Source organism: Mucilaginibacter sp. BGA-UO-ETr-C110 (genome assembly GCF_059567985.1).
Genome location: NZ_JCAQPB010000002.1, coordinates 3,585,938 through 3,610,611 on the forward strand (window position 1 = coordinate 3,585,938; position 24,674 = coordinate 3,610,611).

Consider the following 24,674-nt stretch of genomic DNA (forward strand, 5'->3'; position numbering starts at 1 on the left):
AAAATGACATGGTCTGCTGCTACAGCAGCCATATAGCAGGCAGGTGTTCGCGCATCTGCCTGTTTTTTGTTAGGGGGTGACGGCTACATAGCTTAATGGCAATTTTGTGATTGAATGAAAATTTTATGGTTGGTGTACTGATAGGTAATGCCTGTAAGCTGACTTAACACCCGGAGCACTTTGTCTAAAGGCTGGCTGTTAAAACCAATGGTATATTTGCAGTTGCGACCGGGTTTATCCTGCAACTGAACATCTATATTATACATTCTGGATAGTGTTGAAGTTATTTCGGGGATGGTAGCCTCGTCAAAATAAAGCTGACCGTTTTGCCAGGCGCTCAACTTATCGGCATCGGCAGTTTTAATATAATGCCCGTGTGCCTGGCGGTTGTAAACCAGCATTAAATTGCGGGTAAGCACTTTACCCATAGCAACCACTTTGTTGGCCGCTTTCTTTTCGCCTACGCTTACCATACCGCTTACTACGGCTATCTTGTATTCGCTTTCGTTATTGTAAGCGTGTACGTTAAACTGGGTTCCCAGTACCTGGGTTTGTATGTTCCCGGTGGTCACTATAAAAGGTTTGGTTGCATCATGCTTTACATGAAAAAAGCCTTCGCCTGTGAGTTTAACTATCCGCTTTTTTTCGCCAAAATCGGAGCTGAGGGTTAAAACAGATGATGAGTTGAGGGTTACCACGGTGCTATCAGGCAGGGTTAACACCTTGCGTTCACCACGGGCGGTAAAATATTGCTGCAAGGTCTGCGGGGCGGGCTGCTTCCATTTGGAGTACAATAAAAAGCCGCCGGGCACCAGTAATAACAGCGCGGCTACTTTAAGGTATTGAAGTACATACACCCTCCGCACAGCAGAGCGTGATGGTATGCCTTTGAGCACACGTTTCCGGATACGGTTTAAAATTCGGTCTTCTGCCGATGGTGTAATACCGCTTAGTGATGTGTTATCTAATTTATTGAGCCAGGCCTCTACGCGGGCCCGTTCGGCGGGTGTACATTCGTCCTTTTGGTACTTTTGTAATAATGCTTTGATCTCTGCAGATTCTTTTGTGTTCATCTGCCCATATAATCGGCGCTTACCGAAAATAGTACCGTTAAATAATCATCAAGTGTTTATTAACTAAATGTTATCTAAAATCAAGTAGGTTAACTAAATTCCGGACAGACACAAATTAGCCTCATTCCACAAATCACAAGTATATCCACGTATATAATAAAATATCCCTGCGACAATATTATTCCTCGAAGACAATGTCAGTAGGCTAAGAAGCCCCATCGGGGTCAAATGTCGGTAGAAGAATAACCCAAAAGAAAATCTCGTGCCGTCAGGTACGAAACCAAGCAATGTCGCGTACCTAACGGCACGCTAAAAATGAATATTTATAGTTTCTACCAACATTTTGCACCGATGGTGCACGCTAATCTATGAAATTAATGGAGCAGGATCTTTACCACGATCAAAAACAGCGGGAAGCTTTCCATCCGCTTTAAGCGCAATTGCAGGCGCTTTAATGCTATAGTAAGATTGTTTTTTACGGTTTGCTCTGATAAAGCCAGGCGACCGGCAATTTCCTTAACCGGCAATTGCTCCAATCGGCTTAGTTTAAATACATTGCGAACGTTGTCGGGCATTTTTTCTATTTCGGAGCTTAGCCAGTCTTCCAGTTCGGCTTCAATAACTTCATGTTCTGGCGATGGGGATACCAGGTGCTCATAATCAGGCAACAGGGTTTCAAAGTGAGCTGCTTTTTTACTGCCGGCCAGGTAAAAATCAATAGTTTTATTTTTAGCGGCCTTAAATAAATAAGGCGAAAGACTATCGTTGATCACTACGGCATAGCGATTATGCCAAAAGGAAATAAAGATATCCTGTACAGCTTCTTCCGATGCTTCGAGCGAGCCGGTTTTGGAAAGTATATATCGAAAAAGGGCCTTATCGTACCGCTGCATCAGCGCCAGCAGGGCCTGTTCATCATCGTCCTGAAGCCGGGCCAGTAAATCAGTATCCGAAATAAACCTGCCACGCATCATGGCGCAAACTTATGTCAGCACCTTTAACTGAATGTTAGCTCAACATAAAATATCACGGTTTTTCGACTCACCCCGACGTCGCTACGCTCGTCACCCCTCTCTCCGCTTCGCGCATAGAGGGGAATACATTCATTCTCCACGCGTCATTGCGAGGCACGAAGCAATCTCTATGCTATACAGAGCCGCTCTGCTTATCGGGGATTGCTTCGTGCCTCGCAATGACGCGTGCATTAAAAAGCGCAGACCGAGCGAGCCGAATCTGCGCCTGGTTGTATCCCTCCCAAACAAAAAGCCTCTTCAATTGAAGGGGCTTTTTCTTGTTAGCTTTAATTAGCCGGTACCGTTATGGTTTTACGCGTAATAGGATAGGCGCTGAAATAGCCCAGCACACCGCCGGTAATATTACTGGTTGGATTGGTTGGCGCGGCGTTGTTGCCATCGCCTGTGGAACCGGCGTTTAAACTAAAAAAGTATTTGTAAACCGCGGCATCAATACATTCCATTTCTATCATGAGCTGTTTGCCCGTCCTGATCTCGCGAGCGGGATCATCATTATCATTATTGAAATTAAGCCGGCTGTTTACGGTTTGGCCATTGGTAAACTCATCATCGTCTACAAATAAGCTTTTTTCCTTTCTACCGTCAATGTATTCAATAAAGCGGTAATAGTTTTTCTCAGCAGCAGGGTCCTGAAACTTTACGGTTGCTACCCGCAGTTTAGTTTTGTCTTTATTGGTGCCAAACTCATCATCAACCACATAAATACTGTCCAGCTTAACAATCTGGGGCATAGTACTGGTTGATGTATAGGTTTTATCATTCAGCTTAATTGTTAAATGATAAGTATGCCCCGGTACACCAATAAGGGTGCTATTCTGGTAAACACCTGCGGCGGTAGAGTCAAAATTATAAACCGTGCCATCCACATCAACACTCACCTGCGCGCCGCTTATGCCGGTAAAAGTAGTCTCGTCGTAAAAATTCTGCGACCGGCTTATCGATACTCTGGCGCCGCCGGCTTCATTGCTTATGGTACCTTCTATCACTGTTTGGGGGCCGCTATTATTCAATTTCAGGTCGATAACCTTTTCGCAGGAGCTCAATAGCCCCAGCAGGATCATCAATATGGCCGAAAAACGTATAGTATGCATGTGTTAAAATTTAAAGTTATAAGTAACAGAAGGCACATAGGTAAATAAAGTGGTGCGTACGGCCTCTGTTTTATTAGGATCTGTTTTGTTATCTCTGAAAGTTATACGATAAGCGTTGCGGTTACCATAAGCGTTATACAAACTAAAGTTAAGCTCCGAACTGTACTTTTTGGTTTTCTTAAGCTGTTTGGTAGCCCCCAGATCGAGCCGGTTATAAGTCGGAAGCCTCGAAGCGTTACGATTGGTATAGTAATAATAGGTTGCCCCATCTATCTGGTATTTGCCGCTTGGATAGGTAACCGCGTCGCCGGTGTAGAGTACGAAATTGGCGGATAGCGTCCATTTTTCGTTCAGTTTATAAATACCAACCACGGCCAGGTCATGTGTACGGTCCTGGCGGGCGTTGTACCATTGATTATTATTGATACCGTCGATCAGGCGTTCTGATTTGGATAGCGTATAACTTATCCAGCCGGTTAAACGGCCTGTTTTTTTCCGGAGCAAAAACTCAGCGCCGTAGGCACGCCCTTTGCCATACAGTAATTGTGTTTCAATAGGTTGATTGGTAAAGATGTTGGCATCATTACGATAATCCAGCTGGTTTTGCAGTTTTTTATAATAGGTTTCAAAGGTGAACTCGTACTTATGCTCAGCCAGGTCGCGGTAGTAACCAACAGAAAACTGATCGGCCAGTTCTGGCTTGATGAGATTGGTACTGGCCACCCACTTATCCGTTGGCGAGCCCGGTGTTGAGTTGCTGATGAGGTGCAGATTTTGCGCGTTACGGGCGTAAGAAGCCTTGACAGAGCTGATATCATTAAGCTGAAAAGCAGCGGCTACGCGAGGTTCGGGGTTTACATAAGTTTTAACTATCTGGCCCGAGTTGTAGTGTTTTGAGTTGGTTATTTCGCCATCGGAATCTACATCATAAAAAGTACCAGGGCCTATAATAGAAAAGGCCGACAAGCGGATGCCATAAGTAAGACTAAAACGATCGGTAGCTTTCCAGGTATCGCTTACGTAAGCGGCATTATCCCAGGCATAACGGGTTTCGAGCTTCTGGGATATAAAACCCGAGTTGCCCGTGGCCGATATTTCGCCGGGTTTAATGGTATGATAAACGCTGTTGAAGCCAAAACTTAGGGAATGATCTGAACCGAGATCATATTGCATATCTTCTTTAAAATTCCAGTCCTTGATACGCGAGGTGATATTATAGGTGTTTACATCCTGTTCTACATGGATCTCATAGTCGTAATTACTATAGATGAAAGAGGTGTTTGAGAAAAAACGACTGTTAAAAATGTGGTTCCAACGTACGGTTGCCGTGGTATTACCCCAATTGATGCCACTTACATTATTAGCCGAAAGCACATCTTTACCTAAATACCCAGAGACATAAACCCGGTCTTTATCGCCCAAAACTAAATTGGCCTTGGCATTAATATCATAAAAATAAAGCTTGCTGTTTTTAACCACGGTATCTTTTGACAGTTTCAAAAAGGCATCAGCATAAGTACGCCGGGCCGATATCAGGAACGATGATTTACCCTTCTGAATGGGCCCTTCTACATTCAAGCGGGCCGCTATCACACCCACTCCGCCGCTTACACCAAACTTTTGGTTGTTACCATCGTTCATCTTCACATCTATTACCGATGATAGCCTGCCGCCGTATTGCGCAGGCATATCGCCTTTATAAATGCTTACGTTTTTAATAGCATCAGAGTTAAAGGTGGAGAAGAAACCTAAAAGGTGATAGGCATTATATACAGTAGCTTCATCCAGCATCAGCAGGTTTTGATCGGTAGCGCCGCCACGTACATAAAAACCGCCGCTACCCTCTCCTGCTGATTTAATACCAGGGAACAGCTGTATGGTTTTCATCACATCATGCTCGCCCAATAATACGGGCACATCATTTATTTCCTGGATGTTCAGTTTTTCGACACCCATCTGCGGGCTTTTCAAATCGCGGGTGCCTTTTTGCGTGGCGGTTATGGTTACGGTTTGCAGCTCTTGCGCGTTATCGTCCATAGAGATATTCAGCCGTTGATCCTGTGTTAATGAAACCGGTATGATCAGGGTTTTCTGGCCGATGGCGCTGATCAAAAGTTGGTGATCACCGGCCGGCAGTGTGATCGAATAAAATCCATAACCATTGGTCGAAGTTCCCTGCGCTCCATCTACAAGCCGTATACTGGCTCCTATTATCGTTTCCCCAGACTGTTTTGATGTAATTATTCCGCTGATGGTGTGCTTTCCTGCTGCCGGTTTTGCCGCCGGTTCGGCGTCGAACTTTTTTAGCTTCGTCGCGTCATAGCGGATCAGTATATCCTGATCCAATTGGGCATAGCTGTAAGGATAATTGGCCAGGGCCGCATCAAGTACCTGTTTCAGGCTTTGCGCTTTGGCATTGATGGTTAATTTGATATTGCTGGCGGCTACGGCTTCGTTATAAGTAAAACGCACGCCGGTAACCGCGGTTATTTTATCAAGGGCCTGTCTTAACGGTACATTATTTAAATTGATGGTTACGGTTTTATCAAGCGGCGACTGGGCAAAGGTCCGTAAGCTGCCAAACGTGAGGATAAGGGTTATACAAAAAAATATACTTAAAAATTGGTATAGTTTCATTAAAGGATAAATCAGGTTAGAGAACCGTAGAGGTCCGGTTTTTTTCATAACTTTAAGAGGTTTAAAATAATCAGTCATTAGTTTTCGAAGGCCATGACTGGCTAAGGTTTTAAATACAAGCCCGGTTCTGTTTCCCTGATCCGGGCCTTTTTTTCATAGGTGTGTAGGGGCAATTTTAAAATGTCATGGTTGCAGGTTTGTGAAATGGCAGGGGTAAATAAATCATATATGTATTAAGGGTGAAGCAGGTAGGTTCCGTTTTGTTTTTCCCAGCGTAGTTCCATAACCGTGCTGAGCTTATCAAGCGTACGGTTTATTGGATCGGTGGTTTGCAAACGGCCATAAAAGGTTTTTGATGTTAAACCAGGAGCCAGATTTATGCTGATGCCATATTGAGTTTCGAGGTCACGAATAACTTCTGCCAGCGACGCACCATTAAAATCAAAGATCCCTTTGCGCCGGTCAAGAAATTTTGCAGCGTTTGGATAGTTTTCTTTTACCAGGCTGGCTGTTGCCTTTTGATATATCGTTCTTTGATTGGCGGTTAACATCGTAGCGGGAGCGCTTGTTTTTGCCGATACGCCTACCTTGCCACTGATCACCGTTACATCGATAGATTTAGTGTGCGCGTAAGCCTGAATATCAAAGCTGGTACCTAATACCACCGTTTTTACAGCCCCGGATTGAATAACAAAGGGATGCCCGGTATCGTGCTTAACTTCAAAGTAGGCTTCGCCTTCAATACTTATATCGCGCAATTCGCCCCTGAACTTTTCGGGATAACTAAGTGTAGTTGCCGGGCTAAGCCAAATATGGGTGCCATCGGCCAGGTATATCTGTTTGTATTCACCGGCGTTGGTAGTCAATTTCAATTGTTTTACCGGATCAATCAAATTGAGGATGGGCGTCCTGTAAAGTACCGCAAAGCCTATAGCAAAAACAACAGCTGCCGCGGCAGCTAAGCTCCGCCACATCCTGCGTATTTTCCCTTTAGATACCAGTTGTTCATCTATGCTGGAGTTAATCCGGTTTAATATGGTTTCCCTGATCTGCCCGGTTGAAGTATACAGGCTATCAGAAAGCAATAATTCTTCATCATTAAAATCGGCATACCATTGCTCAAACCGCAACTTTTCATCGGGGCTGAGTGTGTCTGCCACCCATTTGTGGGCCAGCTCTTCAGGATTAAAGCTATTACTATCCATGGTTTACTTGGTATGTTTATACATATAGTCAGCCATAGCGCGGTTTACCCTTAGTGGCAAATGAAAAAAATATGAATTATTTTTCGAGCAGGTAAAGCAGCAGCGGAATGGTGATATTTAATGATTGCCGTAGCGTGCTTAACGCTTTGGTCATATGTGCCTCCACCGTTTTTTCGGCAATATTGAGTTCGGCGGCAATTTCGGCGTTTGTTTTATTTTGTTCGCGGCTCAGCAAAAAAACTATCCGGCACTTTTCGGGCAAGCGACCGATGCTTTGTTCAAGCTGCGCACGAAGCTCTTTTTCCAACAGCCATTGACTGGTACTATCATGCTCACGTGGTGCATGAATGGTCAAGTGCTCTATATGCTGCTTTTTACGAAATTGTTTATCCAGGTGATTGATGATGCGATATTTAACAGCAACCGACAAATAGGTATTTAGGCTATGGGTAAGTTCGATGGTTAAGCGTCGTTGCCAAAGGCTCAGAAAAACCTCCTGCACTACCTCTTCAGCCTCATGCTCGTCATTCAGGCGATGCATGGCTACCGTGAATAGTTTATCCCAATAACGATTATATAATTCTGTAAAGGCTACCCGGTCATCCTTGCGGATCAATTCCAATAACTGGCTATCTGTTGCTGTTTGGTAGCGCTCCATATAAGAGTATGACGATCAATTGCCTTATTCGTTACACGGCAAGTACGCAAGTTTACGAGAAATCATCTGATCATACTATATCTAACGGATGCTTTGATCAGTAGTTCAGTCTTTTTACTTTAAAACAACATGCGTTGATCACCCTAACGGCTTATTTGCCTTTTAATTGCACCATTACCCTTATGGTTTTTAGGATTATCCCCATATCACTATTGAAATTGATATTATTGAGATAAATGAGGTCGTAACGGATGCGGCTGTGCATCTGATCAAGGTTTTCTGCATAACCGTATGATACTTGCCCAATAGAGGTAAGACCGGGTTTAATACGTAACAATTTCCTATAGCTGGGCGATTTCTCTATCAGCTGCTCAATAAAGTGTTGTCTCTCAGGTCTCGGGCCTACTACAGACATCTCGCCTTTAAGTACGTTCCAGAATTGAGGCAATTCATCCAGTCTTGATCTTCTTAATATTCTTCCCCATCCGGTTATACGCGGATCACGCTCACTTGATAATTGCGGCCCAGCTTTTTCGGCATTTACATACATGCTTCTGAACTTGTATATGGTAAATGGTTTATGATTTCTGCCTATTCTTTCCTGTTTATAAAAAGCAGGGCCTTTTGATGTTATTCTGGTAATTAACATCAATAAAAGGAATATCGGAAAGCCAACAATCATTACACTTAATGAAAACACAATATCAAAACTCCGCTTAAAAAATATTACTTTAAAGCTCAGCTCTGGATTTGCAGACAGTTGGATAACCGGAAGGTTTTCATAATTAACTATACTGGCATAGTTGTTATTCAGTATCAGATCTGATACTAATTTTATTTTAACCGCATTCTGTTCACCAAAATCAACCAGCTTTTGCAATAACAGGGGATGCAGGTATTTATAGCATACAAATATCTCATCCGGACTTCTATCGACTAACTTCTCCATCAAAACCTGTTCGGGAAAATCTTTTATCATATCCTCCGAAATAAAATCGGTAAAATAATAACCGTATTCCGGGTGTTTTGAGAATGACCTGATGAGGCGGTTTGCGATATCTTCATCACCTATAACCAGTACATGCCTTCTGTTGTATCCTTTTTTTCGGATATAATCCAGTATAAAAAATATAACCGATCGTTGTATGATGATAAAAAAGAAGAACAGAGAATAGGTAAAGAACATCTCCCAGCGACTAACCTCGTATAGCTTGAAGAAATAAATAATACCAAGAACTATGAGCAAATGGTACAGCAGGGATGATAAAAACCGATTGAGGTTGTCCTTTAACACCAATGGTCTGGAAATAGTATAATTTTTGGTAACGGTTGCAACAGACACCCAAACCAAATTAACAAGCAGTATAAAATTTACAGATTGTATCTCGGATGAATAATATTTAAATACTAGTGAGTGCGCACATTGTAATGCAATATTTAATACTATTAAATCACTAATAAAAGTAACGGGCGGGAGAAATTTCGAGTATCGTATTGCCATAGGTATAGTTTTGCAAATATAACACTTTATCTGTTATAATATTTATATAACGATAAAGCCTGTACTTTAATACCCTTACGGTGATTAAATGTAAAACGCTACAAAGGCATTTAAGTTTTAATATTTTATTCATTACAGTAAAAAGTATCGAAATACCCCCAATTTGTTATCCATTTTACCATTTATGAAGGTAAAAAACTCATTTTTAAAATGCGTAGTTGAAAAACCGGCAGCATCTCCCGCTATTTTTTTATAATTAAATAATACTAAATTAACATCAAATCAGTCAAATGTCGCAGGTAAATTTTTGATCAATCCGCATTCGCGATCTGTAAAAAAATACCTCCAATATATAAATCAACAACAATATAAATATTTGATATTCTGACAGGTAGATTGTGACTAATTAAAAAACTCTTTTACCCAATTGTTCACATAAAACTCCCCCAGTTCATTAAACAGTGGCGTTGTTTTTGCCTTTTGCCTGTCAATCCGTTCTTTAATCCCCGTTATTTCAGCGGCTTCCAGATCATCCAAAACCATTATATATTCCGGATCATAAAAAGCGGCCTCTTTTATATGTATGTTGGTGGTTATAAGTATGGCTCCTGTTGCCAAAACCTCAAAGGTTCGCATGGTTAAACCACTTTGCCCGGAACGTTGTATATCTACAACACTTTTTGATGATTTGAATATCTCTGCCACTTGCTGCCTGGACAACTTATCAAAGCTAACCTCAGACCATTTAACGTTACTATGTTCTTTCTTGATTAATTTTTCGAGCAGGAAAAACCATTTTGCCGGAGAGTAAAAGAAGGTAAATGTGTTATCGATGTTATTTAACAAGCGTTTTACTGTTTTATATCTGCTGGAGTGTAGCGTGCCTACAAAAGAAACCGGGTACTTTTTATCAGGCTTAGTGGAATCATTAATAAATTCGCTGGTATAAAACAGGTGTTTTAACTTAAATACCGGATTGCGCTTTACATCTTCAAAATCAAAACTGTAACACCGGTCAAAATGCTTTAATATGTATATTGAATTGGCGTTATTGTTATTAAATGAATCATAGGTATAGTAGATAAGCTGTGCTTGCGGGTTTAATTTTTTAAACTCAACAATAAACCACACAGGCACTACTTCACCTTTAATTAAAAAAAAGTAATTGTATTGCTTATGCCTTATCTTGTTTAAAATGTGCTTATAGTATTTATTTATCGCATTGTTAAGCAAATTCTTTTTTACCCTGAAAACAGCTTTTAAAAATGAATTATTTGAGGTTCTTTCATCAAAGAAATCAACCTCATAGCCATTTTCAATGAGCGCGTTGGTAATAGCCACTTCATACCCAAAAAATGCGGGTGCAATAAATAAAATAGATCTGTTGCTCATTGCCCGGCTATTTGAATAATCCCTTTTCCTTCATTTCCTGGATAGATTGCGCATACTTATCCTCCTGTACATGTTGGGTATTTACCCATTGCGCAAATTTGCTGATACCTGTGCCAAAGTTTACTTTAGGTTTAAAACCAAGTGTAGATGATATTTTACTAATATCGGCGTAATTATGTCTGATATCGCCTAAACGGTAGTTGCCCGATATCTGATATGGCACTTCTTTTTTATAATTAGCAAATAGTTCTTTTACAACAGTAATTACATCTGTAGGTACACCAGTACCTACATTGAACACTTCCCCGTTCGCGGCATCCTGCTCAATTCCGGCAATAGTGGCATCAACAACATCATCAATAAAAACAAAGTCGCGCGTTTCTTTTCCATCTTCAAAAACATTGATCTCCTTATCGTTTTTTATTAAGGTTGAAAAAATGGACAAGATACCCGTATAAGGATTAGAAAGTGACTGACCCGGGCCATACACATTCTGGTAGCGGAATGCAACCGGTGCAATACCAATGGTGGGGCAAACTGTCATGATCATTTGCTCCTGATTTTGTTTGGTAATACCATATACAGACGAAGGATGTATTTTTGAGCTCTCATCGGTTGCAACCAATTTTAAGGGAGAGTGATTACCCGGATACTTTACCTCAAAGTCACCTGCGCGCATAAATTCATCTGTACGGTGGCCGGGATAAACAAACCCCAGCTCGCTGCTTTCATATTTCCCTTCGCCATAAATTGACCTTGACGATGCTATTACTATTTTATTTACGCTATGTTTGGTATTTGACAGTATATCAAGCATTAAAGCAGTACCGCCTATATTAACATCGGTATAATGAGCTATCTGGTACATTGACTGGCCAGTTCCCGTTTCTGCCGCAAGATGTACAATGGTATCCTGACCTTCAATTGCTTTTAGCAGATCTGTCCGGGAGGTTACCGTGCCTTCAATAAAGTTTACCTTATCTTGTATCGATTTAAACAACGGGGAGGTATTTCTGGGGTTATCACCGTGTATTTGTTTAGACAGATTATCCAAAACAGTTACACAATGTCCTTTTGCAATAAGTTTTAAAGCCAAATTGGAACCTATAAAGCCAGCGCCCCCTGTAATCAGTATATTTTTCTTCACTTAGTATATGGTATAATTATTTAATTAAAATCGCCGTTGGCATTTGTTTTTTCCCATTGCTCCGTATTGGCGTTATATCGTTTCACTATCTTAGCCGGGATACCTGCAATTACACAAAAATCCGGAAATATCCCTTTCACCACGGAATTGGCACCAACAACACAATGTTTACCCAGTATGGTACCAGGCAATATTACCGCGTTGTTATATATTTTACAGTCTGCATGAATAACAACAGGATAAACCATTAGTGGCTGTTTTTCTGGTGGCGTATGAATATCCTGATAACCATGATCAATATCACTTATGGTTACATTTGCCGCTATGGCTGTATTGTCTCCAATATGTACCGAAGAGGCACAGGTAAGATGCATATTTTGTTGAATCTTTACCTCGTTGCCAATAACAATATGAGGTGTATAACTTACCCCTTCATAATTGTAAACCCCTTCTATTCTTGAATTGTTCCTGATTACCACACTATTACCAACAGAAACATATTTAGGAGTAAACCATATAGGCTTAACAATAACAAACCTGCTGCCTGATTTTTTCAGGAATGGTTTGTAGAATACAGATGTTATCATGTAATGATAAGCGAGGGTCAATACTTTTCTTGAAATTGGCATGATCAGTTTTTTTTAAATACCCTTACTTTTTTGCAACTCAGCTATCAGACCTGTAACCTCATTGTACACCTCAGTTACAGTAATGGTATCTAAATAATCTTTATTATCCATTTTTCCATGACTGAGTGATTCATCATTTAGATGTGATATTAACCTCACCTGGTTTTTATTATAGGGTTTCACCGTTTCAGGATCGGCTTTCCCGAAAAGAATAACCGATGGCTTATTCAGCGCCCCCGCTATGTGACCAGCCCCGCTATCATTACATATGATGAGGTCACATACCCTCATCAAAATTATATATTTTTTAAGGTCAACATTAACCACCAACGGATTTATAGACATTTTGTTTAAATAGCCATTAATTTGCTCAACAGTATCCCGTTCACCCGGACCTTCAAAGAATACAAATACACTTTCAGATTGCGTTTTAGCTATATCTATGATAAGGTCGGCATGTTTTTTTTCATCCCATTTACGTGCTGCTACACTTGCTCCGGGATGGATACCAATAACAAATTTGTTCTGTAAATTATTTTCCGCAATAAAGGCCTGTAATATCCTTTCTGAATCTTCGGTCAGGTTTAATACCGGATACTTATCATCCGGGGTAATTTTGCACCCAAGATACTCCAGCAAATAAAGCCATTCATCAATATAATGTTTAATACTTTTATCAGGAGATGGTACAATGTCTGTAAGCATGTACTCACCACCAGAATAATTAAAACTGACTTTTCGACGAGCTTTTATAAAATTCATTAAGAAAATATTCCTCCAATCGCCCCGAAAATCAATAGCGATATCATACTTTTTGGCATTCGCTTCGCGGATGGATTGCCAGATCTGATACAGTTGTTTTTTCCCATCATTCTTGTGCAACCATGGTGTTTTAATAATATAAAAATCATCCGCTAAACGCTGATCGGCTAAAATTATTTGAACAACGGGCTCGCACAATAACGAGATATGCGCGTCTGGAAATTTCTTTTTTAAAACACGTAGCGCCGGTATGAGCATAATAGTATCACCTATCATCATACTGGCTATTATAAGAATACGATTTACAGGGGTATTAATAACAGGTTCCCTGCGTTTTCTATTCCGTGGAAAAAGGTAGATGGATTTGAATGCCTTATCAACCTTCTGTAGTTTTTTTATTTTTTCCGGATCAAATTTTGACATACCTCAGCTTAAATTATCAGGCATCCTTCGCTTTTATAAACCAGCTTTTATAAGGCAATAAGCTGGATAATGCAATAAAAAAACGCATTTTTAACCTCGTCCATTTATAAGATCTATTACTGCGGATCTTAAAATAGTCCTGATATGCAACCATGTTAAAATAAAACTTTTTCTCCTCCATGCCTCCCGCCAGGTTTTCGATGTGATGGGTTACCATTTTACTTTTTTCAAACGAAAAAAAACGTCCTTTTGCAGCAAATGGGTATTTTCTGAAATAACGTGGTAAACTCACCGGCATATTTTCTGTTATATAGATAAACTTAAATCCATTTTCTTTCAGATAATTGGCCACATAATATTCGGGTGTACCGGTAAACACAAATATATCCCGATGTGATTTGATGAACGATGTTTGGATAAGAGCATAATCCGTAGCCAGGTTTAGTATATACCTAAAAAATTGGGCACTCGCCCAAACGGCCCCTGTGTCCTTAAGTTTTTGGGTATATTTTTTTATCAGATCATCTTTATATAACCAGGTATCTGCTTCAAGTATCAAAGTGTATTCACAATCATCGGGTATGGCATCAAGGCCTTCAATAAGCAATTGGGAGTTTCCGTTAAAATGCCCTACATTATCCTTTAACTCAATCAAATGATCAATTTTTGATTTTGTTTCTTCATCAATCAAGTATCCATCATTAATACCATTTGCTACTACCAGGATATAATAATCAAACGCTTTCCAGGTATCCCTGATAATATCGATGCAATATTTTAAATCTTCGGTGCGGTTATATACGCGTATAAGGATACATATTTTATTCATACTGATTTTTCCGCTTTATCAGGGTTAAAGTTCATCAATAATGAGTAGCAAAACGCGGTAATTGCTGCAATGATAGGCAGAACCAATAAGAGGTTCTCAGTATTTGAAATAGCCATCGGTGGGTCTGTTTCTAATGATACAAGCTGCAGGTATAACAGCATAAATATTATCTGCCCTATTACGTTCTTTTTAAAATTAAAAAAAAGCTTATTCCGCAAGAAACTAAAAACTACACCAATTATGTACGAAAAAATGATGCTGCCATAAAACCCAAAGTAAACATACCCAAAAACATTATGCCTTGCGTTTGGGCCTGCGGTTAAATCGGTATCACCAAATAATCGATACAATTGAACGCCTAATATTACAGGCTGATCTTCATGAGGTATAATTCTAAGTGTACTAAAAATATTGCCAAAAAGGGCTAAAAAGGGCTTTGAGCTATTTAACGTTTCAATATAGCCATTGGGATAAGAGAAATAATAGGTATCACCGGCTGCAACCAGCCTGAATAAAAATACACCAAGGCTACTTGAATCGTCATCAACCAGCCTCGATTGGATAATTATTGTAAAAAAAACAAACACCAAACCAGCTAAAATGAGCCTTATTTCGATCTTTTTCAGATTCAAAAAATAATCTTTGTACTTGGGGGCGTTTAACAACAAAAAGCAAAAAAATATAAGCCCGATGCTCATAAATTCCCCTTTACTGGCAGAAAGGGCAAAGAACAGTAATACAAGCGCTAAAAAGGTATACTTGTAAATAAATAAAAAGTACGACGAGCTTTTTGTAAACAAATAGTATATCAGCATAAATATACTAATGGGTTTCAGCACGTCGATAAAATGACCTACAATGCCCCAACCACCACTATTGCTGTAAATATCTATATGAGAACCTAATAAAAGAGGAATTCCAATTACTACATAACTAAGCAACTGAAGCACGATATATATGATGGAGGTTGTATAAAAAAGGATTTGTAAAATTAAGGCTTCATGCTCTATAACTATTGTTTTCCTATCTTTTATGATCTGCTTTTTTGTTAGTGTTTTAAAGGAGAATAAACCCAGCCAAAAGGCAATCTGTGTAAACAGGTAGCTTAACAGGTACCTGATTGTAATACTATCGGTAAAGTAGAGAAAAAGTACCACGGAAAACCCGAAACACGAAAATACCAGAGAATAAATAAAGGGGTCAAGTATGGATATGTACATCTTTTTAAACAAAACAACATATAGCACAATTGACGCTATCAGCATCAACAGATACAATAAAATGTGTTCATTTAGTAAAAGTCCGAAGGAAACCCAATCCATTTTACACGTTTACTTTTTTAAAAATCCGGCCAACTTTCTGCGAAGATAGGTATAACCAAAAACGATAAAAGAAAAATTGGCCTTTATTATCTGAGGTTTATCTTTGAAAAACAACTCATCAACATTGTTCCGGGAAGAAAAACCATCACCATCATAAATGCATATCAGGTTTGGCAAGTATGTAAATTTAAAGTCGGCATCACCAAAACATTGCATATTCAAATGATGATCGGCCAGTATACGATATTGCGTATTAAATTTATATCGTTTAATAGCTGCTAAAGGATAAAATATGGCCTGATGGCAGATATTGCTTACGGCCAGCTTAAATGCCGAAAAACGGCCATCATATACAATACCCCGGTCGTTCCAATATACATTGCCATAGTAAATATGATTTGGCATCAACATTTTTGGAACTATCTGATGCAATACATTCAGCAATATATCTCCTGCTCCCAAAAAGTAAACCCAATTGCCTGTGGCTATATCAATAGCTTTATTCATGGCATCATATATTCCTTTATCAGGTTCGCTTTTCCAGTAGCTTATTTTATCATCATAACGCTTTAATAGCTCAATTGTATTATCTGATGATCCTCCGTCAATTATAATGAGCTCAATATGCTTGTAGGTTTGTTGCATTACACTAAGTAATGTTTGCTCAAGATACTGCTCGGCATTGTATACCACAATTATTATACTGATCAATGGGCTTTCCTTTTGTAAATCAACCAACTGAATTTGCTTATCCTGATATTGCATACGTGTTAAATCTTTTCCTGTGGGGTAAATTATCTGTCATTATTTAACATTTCCTTATGCCCATTAGTTATTCCCCATTGTTGTTCCAGCAAAATAATGTTCTGATAAATGGAATCTGGTTTAATAGCATCAATACAAGGATATGGTTTAGCCAAGTCAAATTCATATACGCAATGCCAGTTACAATTGTAACAGGGCATTGGCTCGTAACAAATTTTAACGTTATCCCGCTTAACATAATTAACAAACCTGTCAAAGTGCCCACCACCGGCAAAACATAAAACCGGTTTATTTAAAGCCACCCCTATGTGATATATACCACTGTCATTACAAATAACTCCCAAACTTTTGTTAAGCACATAAGGCAACTCATTGAGCGGTATTTGCCCTGCGAGGTTTATTATTTTTCCGGAGTGGGGAGTGGGTACCTGGTCAATGAGGTTATTGATGAGGGGTAAATCTGCCTTTGAGCCTATAAAACAAATGGTATAAGCTTTTTCTAATAAAAACTCAACTACTTTATTAAGGGATGTATTGCTTAATTGCCTGTTAGCAACCGCTGCTGCTGGTGCTATGGCAATAAACTTTTCATCAGGGACATTTAGTTTGTATTTATCACCGACAAGCTGCATTACCGGAGCATTTAGTGTTAGTTCAGCATCAATTAAACGTTCTGTAAAAAACGCATTGTATTTAAACTCACTTTCGATATTTACAGGATTATCAATAATACGACTGTACATTAAATTAAAAAGCCGCTTTTGTATTGGCTTTATCCTTAAATTATCTCCCTTTATCGTAATCTTTTTTCTTGCTGGCGCTGCAAATGATATTAACTCTGTTGTTGGAGTTCTTGAACGATTAAAGTTGATCAATGTATTATACCGATTTTGATTAACCTCTCTGATCAACTTATTCCAATCTTTTTTTTCAGGATTATGATCAATGTATATGAAAGTGTCAATAAGATTGCTGTCAAGTTCAGTAATAAGGGGTTGTAACAAAACGTTACCTACCAAGGTTATTTTATGATCTTTGTATTGCGCACTATTTGCTATAGCCTGCAAAAAATTCCTGAAAATGATATAATCGCCAATAGCATCAACTTTAATTATAATAAGACGGTTAGTATCATGTTTTCGATATATTATATGTTTGATCTTAATAGCAATTATATATAATATCGAAAATAATTTCTTAATCGTTTCCACCATTTGATATCGCTAAAACCTTGAGCTCCCATGTGTATATCCTGGGGCTGGGTAAATGATAAGTTGCTCCAACTGCAGCGAACTTAATTTTCTCTGCTAATTTAAATAAGCCAAATAAACCCTTTTTTATTACTTTTTTTAATCCTTTGACCTCATAAAATCCGTCTTCATCAATGAAGTTTACTGTATTGAAACCCGCCGCTTTTAATACATAAATAATACTCCCTGGTGTAAACAGCGTATTATGAGTAAAATCTTCATAAGCCCAGTATGTGCCCGTTGGTGATTGAGCGTTAGGTACCATTAAGAATAATTTACCTGTATCTTTAAGAAGGTTGGTTCTTATATACATCAGGGTTGAAATAACTTTTTCTTTATCCAAATGCTCCAGCACATGGCTCATTACAGCAAAGTCATATTTTTCGTCTGAAACTTTAAAATCGGCTATATCATTAATCTGGTAAACGTTCAGCTGCTTTTCTTTACAAGCCCTTATCGCCTCATTTGATATATCTATCCCAGTTAGCGAAGTGTATCCATCCTCTTTAAGCTTTGACAACGTTTGTCCGAGCCCACATCCTATATCTAAAATGTTTGACTTTTTATCTTTTGGTAAATTTTCTTTAAAATAAAGTGGTAAATCAGCACCAGCATAATAATCAACATTTATTTGCCGCTGTTTGAAATAAGATTCAACCTTTACACTTTCATTTTCACCCATGATCATAATAATTATTTATTCCAAACTCCTGTTGCTTTGTTATTTAACAATTTATAACATTGAATTGGCGACCAAACGGCGCTTATACAAAGGCATAATGTATTAGCTACTACTATTGCTGATATACCTAAACTTGTATGCTTAACCAAGATATATGACAACGGTATATTTATGATACCTACAAATATAGAACTATACAGCTGTAAACGAATTTTACTTATACCGTTAATAAAGTAAGCAAAAACATTATTCCAATTACATATTACAGCATAAAATCCTAAAGATAATGAAAGGGAAAACGGTACTGAAACCTTATTACCTACCCAGAGTTTAAATGCAAAATTTGACAAAGTAACCAAAACAGCTACACCTAATACCTGCAAGGCCCAAAGGAGCAATAATTTTTTAAAGGCATTTCGTATCCAGAAAAAATCTTTCTGAACATACGAGGAAGTAAATGCAGACCAGTAGGGCAATAGAATAATTGAAAAAACAATTATTGAAATGCTAAAATACTTATAAGCAACATTAAAAGTTGTTACATCTGAGGGTGAAAGCAGTTGCGTTATTAGTATATTGTCTGTAGAAAAAATAATTATTCCTATAATTTGAATAAAAAAGAATTGTAACCCAACATTAAGCAAACTATGAATATAACCAGATTTAAAGTATTTAAGACCTGGTTTCAAATAACTAAACTGGCCCGAATATAAAACGTAATTAAATACAATTAATACAATTACAGGAGCAATAGCTACAACTGAACTAAATAAAGCAAAGGAGGATGAGGAGGTTTTGGAAATCAGATAAATACTTACAATTGTAAGTAAATTTATGCTAAAATCTATCAGTGTGCGTAAGTAAGGCTTTTGCAAAGCAATGGCAACTGTGCCAGCTAAATCAAGAATAAGTCTTATGCAAAAAGAAAGTACAATAAGGTATGTGGTAAGTAACAGTATCCTGGAATTAATATTTGTTTTTAAAATACTATTCCAATCTAAAAATATATTGCACAAGGCAAAAATTATAAAAACACTAAGCATTACAGCCCCAAAAAGCACATAAGTAGTACTCACATATTCACGCGCTAATGTATTATTACCATGTGCTAAGGCTTCGGCTAATTTATTCCGGAGACCATTGCCTAAACCCACATCCATATAAGACAACCAAGCTGTTACTGATGTTAAGGTTAACCATACGCCATATTCGGTTTTATCAATATACAACAGGGCCATTGGTACTAAAAGGAAACCACATAATACCCCTCCCCCTCTAAAAATGATATTTAAGGCCGTATTTATCTGTATTGCTCTTGATCGTTCATCTTTATTAAGAATCAAAGTCTTAATTTTATCTATCATTGTTAAACACCTTTAGCCTGCCGTCCCTCTAAAAACCTTTGTTAATAACAATCCAAAAACAACAGCTAATGCACAAAGTATACTGCCTAATATCGTTCCTTTTATTTTTGATAGCTTATCATTATCCAGCGGTAATACAGGCTGGTCAATGATCTGTATTAACGGGGTTTCCTGCCGCAGTGATAATCGCGTAAGCTCCAGATTCTTTACAATTTCACCGTAAATAGCGGTGCTTGCCTGTACATCAACCTGTTTTCTTTGAGATGCGACCTTTAATACCAATAAAGCAGGATTAGCATTTGGCGAAGCATCCATAGCTGAAGCTACCCCACCAATAGAATTATTGAGTACTTGCCTTACACTGTCTGCCTGATGTTGTAATACTTGTATATTCTGATTGCTTTTTTTGGTTTTTGTTTGAGAGTAAAAATCGTTTACGGTTTCCACAAGTTTTATATTAAAAGCTCTTGCAAATAATTCATCCTTACTGGAAACTTCAACCCTGATAATACTTAGTTTTTTATCTATTTTACTAACAGACAATAGTTTTTTATTAAAAAGCTCAACAATGTTGGTTACGATACTATCCTGGGTCCGTGAAAATTTTTCGGGGTTATTGCTAAATGATATGTTTTGTAAATCTTTGTTATCCTGCCATTTGGAGCGTAGTTTATTAAAATCAATATATCTATCAATGAGCATTTGTTGTTTGCCGTTAATATTTACAGTGCTCAATAATGTTTTTTCAAGCATTGTTCGCGACTTATAAAGCTCAAGGATATTATCACCCTGAAATATTCCGCTATTGCCCATGGAGCCACCAATATCAACTCCCGCGAGTGATGCCAATCCAGCATATTGACCCAAGCCACCACCTTTGGAGCCATCTTCCAAAACAAACGTACTAACGGCCTGATAGGTTGGTTTTTTAAAAATTGAATAACTAAAGCCAAGTATCGCGCCTATTATAATGCCCACCAGAATAATTTTCCACTTACTCTTAATGTACCTTATAACATCCTGCATTTTTTGAACTAACTGCTTAACAGATATCTCTTCAGGCTCTATATTTTTATCCATTAGGTTAAAATCGAATAATAAACTATTTATTTAAACTTAGAATACCTAAAATAATCGCACCTAATGAAGCTAACCCTGTGGTAAACCCTAAAATGGTTTGTGCGGTATTGCCTTTAGCCTCTGATTTTTTAGGCACATAAATTTCACTGCCTGGTTTTACAGACGGATGGTTGTTAAAGAACAAAACCTTACGGGTACCTTTTACTGTTCCATTAGCATAAACAATATAAGCCCCCCGGCGTAGAGCGTCGGGCCCGTAACCACCTGCATTAGATACAAAGTCATTAAATGATTTTGATTTGCTATAAACTACAGCACTTGGATACAGTACCTGGCCATTAACCCGTACAATTTGTTGTTGTTTAGGTATCCTGAGTACATCACCATCTTCTAAAAGCAGGTCGATACTTGAACCTGGTTTATCCATTATCTTTTTCAGATCGATACCTACAAAGTTATTACGCATGGTGGTATCTTCACTTTGGGTTTTGGTTGAATCTTTAAAGCTTCGCTTTAAACGTAATAAGCGGTCATTTCTTTCACGAGCAATCTCGGCCGTATCAGCTTTACGTTTATCTATACCCAAAATAGCTATATTATCTCTTTTTAATGAACCACCCTCTATATCAGCAGAAGCGGTAAGCCCCCCGGCGCGTGCAACCAGGTCTGATATTTTTTCATTTTTGCTTTTGATGGTATATGATCCCGGATAAATCACTTCGCCTTCCACTTTCACGGTTTTCTGTTTTTCAAATCCGGGTAGCGTATACACAGATACGATATCATAGGGCATTAGTACAAAATTTGCTTCGGCCGGTTTTAATTGTCCATCCACATTTACGCTAAAAACCTGCGCTACTGTACTATTCTTCGAGTTGGGGTCAGCATTATTTATCCGCCTGGCTACTTCAATACGTTTGGTACTTGCCCCTTCGGCAAATCCCCCGGCTTTAATAATCAGGTCTTCTACCTTCATATTGTCTGAGAAAGCAAATTTACCGGGTTTTCTTACACTACCATTGATAATCACATTATACTTATCGCGGAGGTCAAATATGGATGATATGTTAACAATATCCTCCCGTTGTAACGGTATCCTGACCGTTTTGTTAATAACATCACGTAAATTAAACCCAATAATCTCTGTACTGTTATCTGGCCGCAAACGGGTTATAGTACCGCGCTCTGTAAAAGCATCCTCTTTTAGGCCAGCCGCATTATCAATTAATTTATCAAGTGTTAAGCCGTTTTGTAATTCATACTCCCCGGGTTTAAAAATCGCTCCTTTTATGGTTACACGATTTTCGTAACGGTTAAGGATAGGTTCAATAGTATACTTATCGCCCCTAAGCGGTATATAATTTTTATAATCAGCCTCTACCACATCGGCTATTTTACGCTGCTGATCGCTAATTTGCGTAACCTTTATACGTGCGGTGTAAGCACTATCTGTAAAGCCTCCTGCATAGGTAAGTATATCATTAAGGCTTTCGCCCGATAGTACCTCAAAAAGAGCAGGTATCTTTACTTCACCAACCAGCTGAACCCTTGTACGGTAAGTTGGTACACGCACAATATCCTGATCCTGCAGGGAGATATTATCTTTTTGGCTACCTTTGACCAAAAAATCATAAACATCCAAATGCCTGATGATCCGGTTATTCCTGATCACTTCTATTTGTCTTAAACTACCGTTTTCATTTGGCCCACCCGATACGTACAAAGCATTGAAGACGGTTGCCAGCGAAGGCAAGGTATAGGTACCCGGTTTTTGAACCTGCCCTACTATAATAACTTTGATGCTCCTGATGTTGCCCAAACTTACCTGAACATTTGTGCCGCGACCTATAGCATAATTATTTGCCGAAAGCCTCTTCTTTATTGATGCTGTGGCATCCTCAATAGTTTTTCCACCAACATTTAAAACACCAACATTAGGGATATTTATATTACCGTCTGGAGAAACATCTAACTTCCAATTCACAGAGGAATTGCCATAAACATTAATGTTCAACTGGTCATCTGGGCCAATGATATAATTTACCGGGGTGGCTATCTTTAAATTAGGTTCGAAAGAGTTATTTTTATTTTTAAAAAGATCGGCTCCAAATATTCTCGGCTTCAAATTTTCAAACATATCTTTCTTATTATACAGGGTATCCAGGCTATCGGGCTTATAATTCAGTTTTCGTCCGGTAATTATTTGCCCATCAGCATTTTCAGTGGTATCAACCTGGCTCTTTTTTCCGGTTGCCTTGCTGCGTATATCTTGTATTCTTGTTTGCAGTTTCTGAATCTGTGTACTTGACATCCCTCTTGACTGCGCTTGTCGTATTAATTCTGCATCACTTAAGCCACTATTCTGGGCCTGTTGCAATAGCTGGATGATTTGTTGATCTGACAAATCATCTACATTGATGGATGATAAGTTTTGAATATTATTTTGTGCCGAAACATGGTTAATTGTCCCGCAACAAAACACAGCAACAAGCAGAAATATAAGAAAGTTAGTTTTAATCATATTTGAAAAAATATAGGAGCCCAAAGTCCTGCAACAAATCGATTTAGAGTTTTGCAAAGGTAAATCAATTTGTTGTTGACGATGGCGGTAAAATTTTATATATTATTTAATGATCTCAATTTTATTAACCATGTATATAAGCGTATCCTGCTCAGCGTTAAAAAAAGATGACCCGTATCTTCATTTTTTAAGCCTTACCAGGAATTTGTTGCCTGATTTTTTCAATAATAGAGGTTGATGAGTAACCTTCCACAAAATCGATGGTTTTCACCTCGCCACCGTTGGCCAACACTTCTTTGCTTCCCACAATATTCTCTACAGAATAATCGGCACCTTTTACCAGAATATCGGGTAATAAGGTACTGATGAGATTAAGGGGCGTATCTTCCTCAAAAACCACAATAGCATCAACAAAAAATAGGGCGGCCAATATAGCAGCCCGACTATTTTGGTCATTAACCGGCCGGCTTTCACCTTTGATACGCCTTACCGAGCTATCCGCATTCAAGCCAATGATGAGTTTCTGGCCAAGTTCGGCAGCTTTAGCCAAATAAGTAATATGTCCAATATGCAGAAGATCAAATACGCCATTGGTAAAAACAACCTTTTGACCCATATTTTGCCAACTTTGTACCTGAGTTTTAAGCGAAGATATATTAGTTATTTTGCTTATCAATGTTTTTTCAAGGTCGATTCTCATGTATTTATTTCTTATTGCACGTTTACGATTGATGTTATTCAAACAAGTTATCAACTGATTGGCAAAGAATATGTCCTATCAGTATGTGCATTTCTTGTATACGGGCGGTTACGTTTGAGGGTATAACGATATTCAGATCGCATATACCGTTCATTTTACCTCCGTCGCGACCTGATAATCCCAAGGTTTTACAGTTAAATTTTGTAGCTGTTTCAAAAGCGTTGAGGATACCCTGGCTATTACCGCTGGTTGAAATACCGATAAACAAATCACCTGCCTGGGCAAAAGCTTCAACCTGGCGTGAAAATACATGATCGTAGCCGTAATCATTAGCTATTGCCGTAAGTGCCGATGTATCAACCGTTAAGGCAATGCCGGGCAAGGCTCTTCGTTCTTTTACAAACCGGCCGCTCAACTCAGCTGCAATATGCTGGGCGTCAGCGGCACTGCCACCGTTACCTGCCAGTAAAACCTTGTTTCCGCTTTTTATAGTTTCTGATATCAATTGACAAGCTTGTTCAATATCTCCAGTAAGCGTATCTATTACTTGTTGCGTAGTATTCTGATGATCCTTTAATGCTTCTAAAATCATTATGGTTTATATTAGTT

21 protein-coding genes are annotated in these 24,674 nt (G+C 38.6%); all 21 read right to left on the bottom strand.

The window, feature by feature from the left end; all coding sequences use genetic code 11:
- Positions 1 to 92: 92 nt before the first annotated feature.
- The 21 genes from AC57BQ_RS15480 to gmhA all read right to left on the bottom strand — a co-directional run bounded on the left by AC57BQ_RS15480 (position 93) and on the right by gmhA (position 24,657).
- On the bottom strand, positions 93 to 1,073 hold the full coding sequence (locus tag AC57BQ_RS15480) for a FecR family protein (protein ID WP_496407146.1): 981 nt from the start codon (positions 1,071 to 1,073) through the stop codon (positions 93 to 95).
- Positions 1,074 to 1,447: 374 nt separating this feature from the next.
- Positions 1,448 to 2,047 carry an RNA polymerase sigma factor gene (locus tag AC57BQ_RS15485; RefSeq protein WP_496407147.1) on the bottom strand — a complete coding sequence of 200 codons (600 nt, stop codon included), beginning with the start codon at positions 2,045 to 2,047 and terminating at the stop codon, positions 1,448 to 1,450.
- Between the two features lie 326 nt (positions 2,048 to 2,373).
- Positions 2,374 to 3,198 carry a DUF4249 domain-containing protein gene (locus AC57BQ_RS15490; RefSeq protein ID WP_496407148.1) on the bottom strand — a complete coding sequence of 275 codons (825 nt, stop codon included), beginning with the start codon at positions 3,196 to 3,198 and terminating at the stop codon, positions 2,374 to 2,376.
- A gap of 3 nt (positions 3,199 to 3,201) precedes the next feature.
- Positions 3,202 to 5,835 (bottom strand): TonB-dependent receptor, encoded by a 2,634-nt coding sequence (locus AC57BQ_RS15495; RefSeq protein ID WP_496407149.1) that lies wholly within the window; start codon positions 5,833 to 5,835, stop codon positions 3,202 to 3,204.
- 233 nt (positions 5,836 to 6,068) lie between these two features.
- Complete coding sequence (locus AC57BQ_RS15500) at positions 6,069 to 7,040, bottom strand: FecR family protein (protein WP_496407150.1); 972 nt, start codon at positions 7,038 to 7,040, stop codon at positions 6,069 to 6,071.
- Between the two features lie 76 nt (positions 7,041 to 7,116).
- On the bottom strand, positions 7,117 to 7,698 hold the full coding sequence (locus AC57BQ_RS15505) for an RNA polymerase sigma-70 factor (RefSeq protein ID WP_496407151.1): 582 nt from the start codon (positions 7,696 to 7,698) through the stop codon (positions 7,117 to 7,119).
- A gap of 151 nt (positions 7,699 to 7,849) precedes the next feature.
- Positions 7,850 to 9,199, bottom strand: a complete 1,350-nt coding sequence (locus AC57BQ_RS15510) for a sugar transferase (RefSeq protein ID WP_496407152.1) — start codon at positions 9,197 to 9,199, stop codon at positions 7,850 to 7,852.
- A 402-nt stretch (positions 9,200 to 9,601) separates the two neighbouring features.
- A complete protein-coding gene (locus AC57BQ_RS15515) occupies positions 9,602 to 10,591 on the bottom strand; it encodes a WaaS/CpsH family glycosyltransferase (RefSeq protein ID WP_496407153.1) in 990 nt (329 codons plus the stop codon).
- A gap of 7 nt (positions 10,592 to 10,598) precedes the next feature.
- Positions 10,599 to 11,738: an NAD-dependent epimerase/dehydratase family protein gene (locus AC57BQ_RS15520; RefSeq protein WP_496407154.1), complete on the bottom strand. Its 1,140-nt coding sequence runs from the start codon at positions 11,736 to 11,738 to the stop codon at positions 10,599 to 10,601.
- 20 nt (positions 11,739 to 11,758) lie between these two features.
- A complete protein-coding gene (locus tag AC57BQ_RS15525) occupies positions 11,759 to 12,367 on the bottom strand; it encodes an LbetaH domain-containing protein (protein ID WP_496407155.1) in 609 nt (202 codons plus the stop codon).
- A 12-nt stretch (positions 12,368 to 12,379) separates the two neighbouring features.
- Positions 12,380 to 13,552, bottom strand: a complete 1,173-nt coding sequence (locus AC57BQ_RS15530; RefSeq protein WP_496407156.1) for a glycosyltransferase family 9 protein — start codon at positions 13,550 to 13,552, stop codon at positions 12,380 to 12,382.
- Positions 13,553 to 13,568: 16 nt separating this feature from the next.
- On the bottom strand, positions 13,569 to 14,381 hold the full coding sequence (locus tag AC57BQ_RS15535) for a glycosyltransferase family protein (RefSeq protein ID WP_496407157.1): 813 nt from the start codon (positions 14,379 to 14,381) through the stop codon (positions 13,569 to 13,571).
- Positions 14,378 to 15,601, bottom strand: a complete 1,224-nt coding sequence (locus tag AC57BQ_RS15540; RefSeq protein ID WP_496407158.1) for an O-antigen polymerase — start codon at positions 15,599 to 15,601, stop codon at positions 14,378 to 14,380. The genes AC57BQ_RS15535 and AC57BQ_RS15540 overlap by 4 nt, the downstream gene beginning before the upstream one ends.
- Before the next feature lie 111 nt (positions 15,602 to 15,712).
- Positions 15,713 to 16,468, bottom strand: a complete 756-nt coding sequence (locus AC57BQ_RS15545) for a glycosyltransferase family 2 protein (RefSeq protein WP_496407159.1) — start codon at positions 16,466 to 16,468, stop codon at positions 15,713 to 15,715.
- Between the two features lie 29 nt (positions 16,469 to 16,497).
- A complete protein-coding gene (locus AC57BQ_RS15550) occupies positions 16,498 to 17,682 on the bottom strand; it encodes a glycosyltransferase family 9 protein (protein WP_496407160.1) in 1,185 nt (394 codons plus the stop codon).
- Positions 17,666 to 18,400: a class I SAM-dependent methyltransferase gene (locus AC57BQ_RS15555; protein WP_496407161.1), complete on the bottom strand. Its 735-nt coding sequence runs from the start codon at positions 18,398 to 18,400 to the stop codon at positions 17,666 to 17,668. Before AC57BQ_RS15555 ends, AC57BQ_RS15550 begins: the two co-directional genes overlap by 17 nt.
- An 11-nt stretch (positions 18,401 to 18,411) precedes the next feature.
- Positions 18,412 to 19,764: a lipopolysaccharide biosynthesis protein gene (locus tag AC57BQ_RS15560; protein WP_496407162.1), complete on the bottom strand. Its 1,353-nt coding sequence runs from the start codon at positions 19,762 to 19,764 to the stop codon at positions 18,412 to 18,414.
- A gap of 12 nt (positions 19,765 to 19,776) precedes the next feature.
- Entirely contained in the window at positions 19,777 to 20,844 is a 1,068-nt protein-coding gene (locus tag AC57BQ_RS15565) for a GumC domain-containing protein (RefSeq protein ID WP_496407163.1), read from the bottom strand.
- Positions 20,845 to 20,866: 22 nt separating this feature from the next.
- Positions 20,867 to 23,365, bottom strand: a complete 2,499-nt coding sequence (locus AC57BQ_RS15570) for an SLBB domain-containing protein (protein ID WP_496407164.1) — start codon at positions 23,363 to 23,365, stop codon at positions 20,867 to 20,869.
- Positions 23,366 to 23,552: 187 nt separating this feature from the next.
- Complete coding sequence (rfaE2, locus tag AC57BQ_RS15575; protein ID WP_496407165.1) at positions 23,553 to 24,065, bottom strand: D-glycero-beta-D-manno-heptose 1-phosphate adenylyltransferase; 513 nt, start codon at positions 24,063 to 24,065, stop codon at positions 23,553 to 23,555.
- A 34-nt stretch (positions 24,066 to 24,099) separates the two neighbouring features.
- Positions 24,100 to 24,657 carry a D-sedoheptulose 7-phosphate isomerase gene (gmhA, locus tag AC57BQ_RS15580; RefSeq protein WP_496407166.1) on the bottom strand — a complete coding sequence of 186 codons (558 nt, stop codon included), beginning with the start codon at positions 24,655 to 24,657 and terminating at the stop codon, positions 24,100 to 24,102.
- Positions 24,658 to 24,674 lie beyond the last annotated feature (17 nt).